Annotated in this window: 10 protein-coding genes; 7 read left to right on the forward strand and 3 right to left on the reverse strand. The window is 34.4% G+C overall.

Annotation, left to right across the window (positions count from 1 at the left end; genetic code table 11):
- Together greA and MV052_RS09145 are read right to left on the reverse strand one after the other, a co-directional pair.
- Nucleotides 1-483: transcription elongation factor GreA (gene greA, locus MV052_RS09140; protein ID WP_366089376.1), on the reverse strand; the 483-nt coding region annotated here is incomplete at its 3' end.
- An 18-nt stretch (nucleotides 484-501) separates the two neighbouring features.
- Nucleotides 502-828 (reverse strand): hypothetical protein, encoded by a 327-nt coding sequence (locus tag MV052_RS09145; protein ID WP_297443553.1) that lies wholly within the window; start codon nucleotides 826-828, stop codon nucleotides 502-504.
- Between the two features lie 132 nt (nucleotides 829-960).
- Here MV052_RS09145 and MV052_RS09150 point away from each other — a divergent pair, with 132 nt between their 5' ends.
- From MV052_RS09150 to MV052_RS09180, 7 genes are all read left to right on the forward strand, one after another.
- Nucleotides 961-1,761, forward strand: coding sequence for an HDOD domain-containing protein (locus MV052_RS09150; protein ID WP_297443556.1), 801 nt, complete (start codon nucleotides 961-963; stop codon nucleotides 1,759-1,761).
- A gap of 13 nt (nucleotides 1,762-1,774) precedes the next feature.
- Entirely contained in the window at nucleotides 1,775-3,715 is a 1,941-nt protein-coding gene (locus MV052_RS09155; RefSeq protein ID WP_297443558.1) for a ribonuclease R family protein, read from the forward strand.
- Nucleotides 3,716-4,684, forward strand: coding sequence for a DNA polymerase III subunit delta (holA, locus tag MV052_RS09160; protein ID WP_297443561.1), 969 nt, complete (start codon nucleotides 3,716-3,718; stop codon nucleotides 4,682-4,684). It abuts the gene before it with no gap.
- 38 nt (nucleotides 4,685-4,722) lie between these two features.
- Complete coding sequence (locus MV052_RS09165) at nucleotides 4,723-5,124, forward strand: Fur family transcriptional regulator (RefSeq protein WP_297443564.1); 402 nt, start codon at nucleotides 4,723-4,725, stop codon at nucleotides 5,122-5,124.
- Between the two features lie 65 nt (nucleotides 5,125-5,189).
- Entirely contained in the window at nucleotides 5,190-6,116 is a 927-nt protein-coding gene (locus tag MV052_RS09170) for a ribose-phosphate pyrophosphokinase (protein WP_297443566.1), read from the forward strand.
- A gap of 12 nt (nucleotides 6,117-6,128) precedes the next feature.
- Complete coding sequence (lepA, locus tag MV052_RS09175; protein WP_297443569.1) at nucleotides 6,129-7,919, forward strand: translation elongation factor 4; 1,791 nt, start codon at nucleotides 6,129-6,131, stop codon at nucleotides 7,917-7,919.
- Between the two features lie 11 nt (nucleotides 7,920-7,930).
- Nucleotides 7,931-8,506 (forward strand): phosphoribosyltransferase family protein, encoded by a 576-nt coding sequence (locus MV052_RS09180; protein WP_297443573.1) that lies wholly within the window; start codon nucleotides 7,931-7,933, stop codon nucleotides 8,504-8,506.
- 1 nt (nucleotide 8,507) lies between these two features.
- Here MV052_RS09180 and MV052_RS09185 read toward each other — a convergent pair whose 3' ends face one another.
- On the reverse strand, nucleotides 8,508-10,529 hold the full coding sequence (locus MV052_RS09185) for a hypothetical protein (protein ID WP_297443576.1): 2,022 nt from the start codon (nucleotides 10,527-10,529) through the stop codon (nucleotides 8,508-8,510).
- Nucleotides 10,530-10,698 lie beyond the last annotated feature (169 nt).

The raw sequence follows: 10,698 nt of genomic DNA on the forward strand, positions 1-10,698 counted from the left end.
TATATTTTTTTTCAATGAAAAAATATTTTTATACTCTATCAATTCTATTTCATACTCTTTTACTGCGTTTGGAAGTTTTACCTTAAAATCATCCCCTACTTCTTTACCTAACATCGCCTTAGCTAAAGGAGAATGAATCGTGATAAGTCCATTTTCTGGTTCACTCTCAAGTACACCACAAATCGTATATCTTTCTTCTTCATCAGTTTCTAAGTTTAGCAGACTGACTGTACTTCCAAAAGAGACACGAGAGTGTTCATGTAGAGAAGGATCAATGATTTTCGAGTTTTGTATCATTTTATTCAGATAAAAAAGTCGTTTATCAATGAAACGCAGCTTTTCTTTGGCAGCTTGATAGTCAGCATTTTCACTTCTATCCCCCAAAGCTGCTGCTGTTAATTTTTCATGAGCAACTTTTGGTTTTTCTTTTTCTAAAAGGTACTTAAACTCTTCTATAAGTTTATCGTACCCTTCTATACTCATTGGTTCAATCATAAAATTTTAATGATGATAACCTAAAATGTAATAGGTCTCTTTTTTTGGAAGTTTTTCAACTTTTATTTTAAATTTCTCACTAAAATGTTGTACTTTTTCATGGGCTTCCTCAGCTAACTCTGGAGTGACTGCCTCGATTTTTATTTTAAAATAGTTTTTAGAATTTGAGAGTGCTACATAGCCATTGTTTACTTTTAAGTGATCATTTAAGTCCATAATGTGTTTTTGAATTTTCTCATACCCCGAAGTATTTTCTTGTATCTCTTTGAGTTGTTTTACCAAAGCTTCATTTGGTGCATATCCTAACTGTATCAGCATTGCTTCATCTTGCATATATCCGTCCTTTTTAGTTTGTGCAAAAATAATAACAGTTTTTTGTAAATATTCAGTATGTATTTATCTATAGAGACTATAATTACAAAATAAACATGATATTTGTATATCAATCACAAAAAGAGAGAAAAAATGACTGAAGAAATGCTCAAAAAAATAAAACAACTTCCACCACTTCCAGAATCTGCAATGCAGATCGAAGAGGTTTATAAAGACCCAGATAGTACTTTTAATGATATGGCAAAGATTTTAGAAACAGATCCTCTTTTGACTGCAGATATTTTAAAGGCAGCAAATTCGCCTCTATATGGTTTTTCAAGAGAAATAAATGCCATCAGTCAAGCTGTAGGTTTATTTGGAATGGGAACAGTTCGTGGTTTTGCACTTGCAAGTATCGTAAAGAAAAGTTTTTCACTTGACTTATCTCCTTATGGTATAACAAATGATATGTTCTCAGATTTATCCAAAAAGCAGCATGCTCTTGTGACTTCTTGGTGTATTAGAAAAGAGAACAGACTTCTTGGTGTTTTATCTCCTGCTGCATTTTTAGTTGAAATTGGAAAAGTTCTTATTGCACAACAAATTATGTCTGAAAAAAAAGAAGAAGAGTTCCGTGACGCACTCCAAGAACTTCAAGATGTTGAAGCTGCAGAAAGAGAAGTTATAGGCGCTGATACTCCAGAAGTTAGTGCAACAATCTTTTCTCAATGGAAATTTGAAGACAACTTAGTCGACGTGCTAAGAAACTGTCAAAATCCTGATGATGCAACAGAGGAAGATAGAAAAGCTGCCCAAATTCTTAATGTGGTTAGAGTAGCAGTTCCTATTAATGGCGTTGTAACTGATGCAAGTATTAAAGCGGCTAAAGAACTTATTGAAAAATTTGGTCTTGATTTAGAAAGCTTTGAAACGGCCATAGAAAATATAAAATAAAGATACAAATATATTGAAATCTCTACTTATCCGACTCACTCATGGCTTGAGTGAGCAAGACATTTTACCTGATGAACTTCCATTTGTGAAAGAGTGGCTTGCTAAAAAATACCTTACCAAAAAACATAATATCTATAAATTCAACTCCAAATATCGTGCTGGAACACTTGGTCTTGTTCAAAAGGGAACAGCCTATCTTCACGTAATTGGAGAAAACATCAAAGACCTATTTATTAGTGAAAACAGTCTTGGCGTGGCAACAGAGGGCGATCTTGTCATAGTCAAGCGTCTTTTAGGGCATCGTGGTCCACCGAGTGCTAAAGTTGTTGAAATTGTCGGACGTGCACAAACGTATAGTGTCGCTTATATAATTTTAAAAGAGGGAAAAAAGTCTTTAGTTGAACTAAAAACTGAGTACCCCATAGGCGCAGAAATGTCCGCCAAAGAGTTAGAAGCTTATGAAGTTGGAGATCTTTTTAAGGTTGATAATCTAGAAAATAAAATTTTAGAAAAAATTGGCAATATTAAAGATCCTCAATCTGATGAAAAAATTGTCTTATCTCAATTTAATAAGCATGATGATTTTGATGAAGAGGTACTAAAAATTGCTCAATCATTTCCAAATGTAGATGCTAGAAAATATCCAAAAAGAAAAGATTTACGTGATTTGACTTTTTGTACTATTGACCCTGTTACGGCAAAAGATTTCGATGATGCTATCTACTGGGATGATAAAAATAGTATCTTATATGTTGCTATCGCTGATGTTAGCGAATATGTAAAACCTTTTGGTGCATTAGATGATGAAGCGATATATAGAAGTTTTTCTATCTATTTACCTCATCGTTCTATTCCTATGCTTCCTCGTCAGCTTAGTGAAACACTCTGTTCCCTTCAACCACATACAGATAGACTCGCTTATGTTTTTGAAATAAAACTCGACTTAGAAAGTTTAAAGGTTGTTCATTCTGATGTTTACGAAGCACTGATGCACTCGGATAGAAGATTTAATTATGAAGAAATCGATCTCTTTTTTGAGAATAAACTGCAAGCAAAAACAAAAGAAGAACAAGAGATATTTGCTTGGATTAAGAAGCTACGAATAGTGACAGATAGATTGAAAAAACAACGATTACAAGAGGGTTTTGATTTTCATTCTACTGAAATTCAAATGACACTCGATGAAGATACAAATCTTGTTGCTACTACTGTTTCACAAGAGACACCATCCCATGCCCTTATTGAAGATTGTATGCTTTTAGCAAACAAAGAAGCGGCTAAACGCTATAAGCGTGGTTTATTTAGAATTCATGAAGCACCAAGCCAAGCAAAGCTCCAAACACTTTATCAAGAGCTTGCCGGAATTGGTATGCATATAGATATAAAGAGTACTATCAAAGAGACGATAAATGAGATACAAAAACAGGCTAAAGATATGGGTATAGTATCTGAAGTTGATACACTCATCATCCAATCACAAATGCAAGCACGATATTCTCCTATCAATCTTGGACACTTTGGTTTAGGATTTGAAGAGTATACTCACTTTACATCGCCTATACGAAGATACAGTGACCTCATCGTCCACAGACTGTTAAAAGCAATCAAGCGAGGGGATACAGAGGAGCAATCCTATGTGCTAAGAAATATAGAATCCCTTAGTATGGCTATAAGTGAAAAAGAGCGTGAAGCGAGTATTATAGAGTCTGAATATAAAGCTAGAAAATATGCAAGATGGGCACAACAAAATCTAGGTAAAGAGTTCAAAGCACGTATCACTGCAACAGATCCTGAACTCAAAGCAGAGTTGCACGATGAAATTATGGGAGCAAGACTCTATTTTGTCAATGGCGCAGATGTTTCACTTTTTGATGATGTTATTGTTCGTTTTGACAAAGTCAATCTTGCTAGAGCAAGAATATATGCCTCAGTAGTAAAGAAGATAGAGAACTAAATGTATAAAAATGAGTTTGACAAACATATTCAAAACAGAAGCGTCTCAAATAGTTTTGTCTTTTTTGGTGAAAGCAGTTTTCTTATAGATATGTACACGAAGATGATGACAAATATTGAAGATGCCAATATTTTAAATTATTATTATGATGAATATGATTTTAACTCAGCAAAAGCACATCTTTCTCAGGGTTCTCTTTTTGGGGACAGAAATATCCTCATAATAAAAAGTGAAAAAAAAGTTCCAAAAAAAGAACTCGATACTCTTTTAGAGTTATGCAACAAAAATAGTGATAATATTTTTGTTTATGCTTATTATGGTTCAGACCATAAAAGTTATAACAATAAAAAAACCTTCGCCAAATCAAATGTGATGAGCGTACGTTTTTTTCATCCAAAAGAGCATGAAGCACAAAATCTTATACTCCAAATTGCCCAAGAAAAAAATGTCAATATAGACAAATACACAATCGGGCATCTTTTAAAACTCCATAACGGTGATGTTGCCCTTGCTAGTAACGAGATAGATAAATTTCGTGTTTATGATAGAGCCATCACAACTAAAGATGTAGACAACCTAGTCTATGGACTCGCAAGCATCAACCTTGATGATTTCATCAAAAATCTCTTAGCAAAAAAAGACTTTACAAATGACTTGCAAAACATCCTAGAACATGGTGAAGATGAGATCCGAATACTCGGAGCTATTACAGCTTACATTACACAGCTTTATATGATAAACATTTATATAAGAGTAAATGGTGCTCCAAACGCAGTAGATATACTTGGGTACCCTGCTCCAGGTTTTGTGATGGAACAAAAAGCAGCAATTGCTTTAAAGTTTAAACCTGCGACCTATTTCAAGCTACATGAATTGTTACTCACAAGTGAATTACAAATGAAAAGATCACATACAGATAAGAGTGCCATTTTACTTTCAATCTTAATTAGATTACAAAAACTAATTTAACAAACTAATTTTAAATATTTTTATCATATAATTCATTTATGAATAATTATACTAATTTATTAAGAGAACATCATTTAAAAGCAACACCGCAGAGATTAGAGATTGCTAATGCTCTTGCAAAATATGGGCATATGAACATTGATAAGCTCTATGCGATAATGCTTCAAAAATTCAGCTCAATTTCATTGGCTACTATTTATAAAAATATCAATTTAATGGTTGAAAATGCTTTTATACAAGAGGTGAAAATTCCTTCAGAAAAATCAGTTTATGAACTCTCAAAAGCATCACATTCACACCTTGTTTGTAGTAACTGTGGAGAAATTGAAGATATCCACTTAGACTTATCACCTGTTTCAAACGCAGCTGCACAAAGTTCCCATTTTCAGATAAACAAAGTCGACTTGGTATTATCAGGAATTTGTCAAAAGTGTCAATAACTTTAACATCCCCTCAGAAGAATTCTTGTATAATCACATATTAATTTTTCCAAGAAGGAATCCCTATGCGTGGTTATAAAATTTTTGCTGGTTCTGCCAGTGTTGATTTTGCGAGTGAAGTTTGTAATATTTTAGATGTTCCATTAGCTAAAGCTGATGTTAAAAAGTTTAGTGATGGTGAAATCTCTGTCCAGATTGCCGAATCAGTACGTGGCCGTGATGTATTTATCATCCAATCAACTGGTGCTCCATCAAATGACAATTTAATGGAACTTCTTATCATGACAGATGCTCTCAAACGCAGTTCTGCATCAAGTATCACTGCTGTTGTTCCTTACTATGGATATGCTCGACAAGACCGTAAAGCTGCTCCTCGTGTTCCAATTACTGCCAAACTTGTTGCAAACCTTTATGAGACTGCTGGAATTGACCGTGTTGTAACAATTGATCTTCATGCTGGACAAATTCAAGGTTTCTTTGATATTCCCGTAGATAATCTTTATGGTTCTGTAACATTTGAGCACTACATCAAAAGTAAAAATCTTAAAAACCCAATCATAGCAAGTCCAGATATTGGTGGAGTTGCTAGAGCACGTTACTTTGCTAAACGTATGGGCTTAGAGATGGTTATCGTTGATAAACGTCGTGAAAAAGCGAATGAATCAGAAGTTATGGGGATTATCGGTGATGTTGAAGGTAAAGATGTCATCATGATTGATGATATGGTAGACACTGCAGGAACTATGGTTAAAGCAGCAACTGCCCTTAAAAACAAAGGTGCAACTTCGGTTATTGCCTGTGCTACACATGGTGTTTTAAGTGGAAATGCATATGAAAATCTTTCTAACGGTGAACTTGATGAACTCATCATTACAAATACCCTCAATACAAAAGAGCATAATAAAATAAAAGTACTAACAGTAGCTCCACTTTTCGCTGAAGTAATCCGTAGAGTTTACCACAACGAAAGTGTAAATAGCCTGTTCGCATAATAGAGGATACACTTGAAAAACATTAGAAACTTCTCAATCATTGCTCATATAGACCATGGAAAGAGTACATTAGCCGATAGAATCATTCAAGAGTGTGGTTCCGTAAGTGAACGCGAAATGTCAACTCAAATGATGGATACAATGGACATCGAACAAGAGCGTGGTATTACTATTAAAGCGCAATCAGTTCGACTTGATTATGTCAAAGATGGTGAACACTATATTCTTAATCTTATAGACACACCGGGACATGTTGACTTTTCTTATGAAGTAAGTAAATCTTTAGCTTCTTCAGATGGTGCATTACTTATCGTTGATGCAGCTCAAGGAGTCGAAGCACAAACAATAGCAAACGTCTACCTTGCTCTTGATAATGACCTTGAACTTATTCCAGTGATAAATAAGATAGATTTACCCGCAGCAGAGCCTGAACGTGTAGCTGAAGAGATAGAAGAGGCTATTGGTATTGACGCAACGGATGCTTGTCTTGTATCGGCAAAAACCGGTGAGGGGATAAGAAACCTGATAGATGCCATAGTAGATAGAATCCCGGCTCCTGTTGGAGATCCTGAGGCTACTACAAAGGCGATTATTTATGATTCTTGGTTTGATGCTTATCTTGGTGCCTTAGCACTGGTTCGTGTTTTTGATGGAAAAATCTCAAAAGGGCAAAACATCAAACTTATGAGTAATGGAGAAGAACATCAAGTTTTAGACTTAATGTATCCACATCCTATGAAAAAAATCAAAACTAAAGCTATAGAGTGTGGTGAGATAGGTATCGTTGTTCTTGGTCTTAAAGAAGTCGCTGCTATTAATGTTGGTGATACTCTTACAGATATGAAGAATCCTGCATCAGAACCTGTTGGAACATATGAGCCTGCAAAACCATTTGTGTTTGCTGGAATCTTTCCAATTGACACAGATAAGTTTGAAGATCTTCGTGATGCACTAGACAAACTAAAGCTCAATGACTCTTCTCTTTCTTATGAACCCGAAACATCAGTTGCACTTGGCTTTGGCTTTCGTGTGGGATTTCTAGGAATGCTTCATATGGAAGTCGTAAAAGAGAGGCTTGAGAGAGAATTCAATCTTAATCTTATCGCATCAGCTCCTTCAGTTATTTATAATGTATACTTAAATAATGGTGAGTTTGTTAATGTCCAAAATCCTTCAGAACTTCCAGAAGTCAATAAGATTGACAGAATAGAAGAACCTTATGTAAGAGCTACCGTTATCACGCCTAGTGAGTATGTGGGAAATATTATTACACTTCTTGTAAACAAACGTGGAACGCAAACGAAAATGACTTACTTAAATGAAGATAGAGTAATGCTTGAATATGAAGTGCCAATGAATGAGATAGTTATGGATTTTTATGACACTCTCAAGTCAATTTCAAAAGGGTATGCTTCATTTGATTATGAGCCTATCGGATTTAAAGTAGGCGACCTCGTGAAACTTGACATCAAAGTAGCGGGAGAGGCAGTAGATGCTCTCAGCGTTGTAGTACCTCGTACACAAGCGCTTTCTCGTGGTCGTATTTTAGTGAAAAATATGAAAGAGCAAATTCCTAGACAACTTTTTGAAGTCGCTGTTCAAGCCTCTTTAGGCTCACAGATTATAGCTCGTGAAACCGTAAAGTCTATGGGTAAAAATGTTACTGCGAAATGTTATGGTGGTGATATTACACGAAAAAGAAAACTCCTAGAGAAACAAAAAGCTGGTAAAAAACGTATGAAGTCCATAGGAAAAGTACAACTTCCACAAGAGGCCTTTATGTCTGTTCTTAAAATGGACTAAACGCAGCTACAATGAAATGTCTACTGTGTAAGAATTATTCTCTTACACATATTTGTTCCAACTGTCAGGAACTCTTCCTGACACCATCCATCTACCATCGACTCCTTCCTAATGGCACACAGGTCATCTCTTTTTACAAATACGAAGATATTAAAGAACTGCTCTTTAGCAAACATACTGACCTAGGTTTTTATATCTATACTATCTTGGCTAAATGTAGTTTTGCAAAGTTTGCAAATACGTTTAACACAAAAGAGCAATATGTCTCTATTGGTATAGATGATAATATAAAAAGTGGCTATTCGCACACGGCTATACTCAATAAACATCTACAAAGTTACAGTATAGAACCCCTTTTTAACAAGCTTCGAGCAACAAACTCTCTCTCATATTCTGGACAAAGCAGACTCTTTCGAGAAGAGAACCCTAGAAACTTTAAACTCAATAATTTTAAACGCAGTAATGTGATATTGGTAGATGATATTGTTACAACAGGAACAACTCTAACACAAGCTATAGAAGTACTGCACAAAGCGGACAAAAAAGTTACCTTTTGCCTCACACTTTGTGATGTAAATAATAAATAACTTAGAAAAAACTTTTCAAAAGTTTTTGTGCTTCTTTTTCAAGACCTTTAGTATTTTGTTTCTTAAGTAGTTTTATTGCCTCTCTTTGGATAAGCTTGTTGGCATCTATGATTACTTTAGGAGAGTCAATATTTCCTTTTAGTTTGACACGTAAAGGATTACCATTTGCATTTATATCTATTGTAGAATTGATCTGTTTTTTCAGAGTATTTATTTTTGTATTTTTTGTTTTAATGGAAGATTTATTCGAATGTAAATCTAAGGATGCCATAATATTTTCTTTCTCAATATCTGCATTGATATCTCCATCAAATTTTTCAATATAAAGATCTGTTTGTGCATATTTTTTTGCTGCATCAAGCACTTGATTTTTTGTAAAAGTTCCATGCTTTAAGAAACCTGTAAATTTTCCTTTTGACTTTTCTAAATTATAATCTAAATCAGCATCAAGTTCTGCTTTAAAGATTTTAGGATACATCAACATATCCAAAATCTTTAAGGTTTGTAAAGAGTTTAAGTCTGCATGAAAATCATCATTGTGTAATTTTGCATCAAGTTTTCCACCAGCAACATTAGAATGTGCTGTAAAGTCTAGATCTTTCGTTTTGGAAAGTTCTCCATTTGCGACTATAGAACCTTTAAGATGTCTATTTGTAACAAAATAGAGCTTGTCTAGATTATGAACTTTTACCTTGTAGTCGCTCTTTAGTGAAGCATCCTTAATGTTAAATCTAGCTTTATTAACATCAAGGTTTGCAAGTGTCGAGATAAAGTTCAACTTCGTATCAACGATGTTTTTGTTTAAAGTCGTTAAGGTTACTGCGCTGAAAGTAGTTTTTGGCATTGTAGAGTTAAATTCATATGCTTTTGTAATATACTTTGAATCAACTAAGCCCTTGTATACTTTTGTTTTTACCGTTCCTGCTAAAGCTGGCATAGCTGCGTTTGAAATAGCCACATCCATATCAAACAAAGCATCTGCAAAATGTGGTTGCTTCACCATATAAAGTGCATCTTCTAATTTCAAACCTCGTACCTTAGCTACAACACTTTTTGGTGTAAAGTTTTTTAATACCACTGCAAAACTACTATCTGAACTTGCAATATCAGTTGTACCAGTAATATCTAATTTTTCTTTGCTTCCCTGTACTTTACCCTCTAAACGCAGTGCTCCCCTGACATCAGCTCCAGTGAGTGGTTTTAACACTGCAAGCTCTTTTACATTCACACTATAATTCAGCTTTAATTTGAGTGGATCTGGAATGATAAGACCCTTTGATTTAAGTTTTGCAAGGTTAGAGTTTAACAAGTAGGTATAACTCACATCATCACCTTTTAACCTTGCATCAAGATTCATCGCAAACGCAGTCTTTGGAATCGTAATATTAAAATCATTTTTCATAACCTTAGAATTAAGGGCACCGTCTATTGTAGCTAATACAATATTTCCATCAAGTTGATGTGGCGTGATATTTTTAAAATTTATATCAAGATTAATTTTTGCTTTTGCATACTCTTTTTGGTTTAGCATATAAAGCAAATCGCTCAAATCTGCTGCATCAACTTTAGCAATAATCGAGCTTGGATTGAACTGTGTCAATATAACATGGTATTTGGTATCACTTTTAGCTATATCACTTTCACCATCGATATTAATAAGGTTCATATCGCCTACAACTTTACCATGCGTGTGAAAAGAGCCCTTGAGCTGCGTTTGCGTTAGAGTCTCTAAAGTATTTAACTCTTCTAGCCTTACATTATATGTAAGATCAAAACTTTGAGAAAATAAAGAGTAAGTCCCTTTTGCAGTTATTGTATTGTTTTTGTTTAACTCTAATACAATTTCAAAATTATCTGTATTTAACTGAAATTTTTCAACTCTTGTATCAAGCTGCGTTTGAACACGAATTTTTGATTCTAAAATAGGTTTTACCATACTGTTGCCTATGCTTGTAAAGACAAGAATATATGCAACAAAAACTATACTAACAATAACCCCTAATAACCAAATAAGATATTTCATCAATGTTCTCCTTCGTAATTTGTTTATAATAATACTAGTTTATTCGTAACCATTCAGCACCCAACCCCAACAGGAGTGTAAGCTTTTCCATCTAAAGCACTTTTAAGTCCCTGTAGAACAGCAATATTATTCTTTTTCATGGTAGAGATGTAACTTCTAATCCTGCAGA

Origin of the sequence: Sulfurimonas sp. (genome assembly GCF_026988655.1) — a bacterium.
Taxonomy (GTDB): Bacteria; Campylobacterota; Campylobacteria; order Campylobacterales; family Sulfurimonadaceae; genus Sulfurimonas.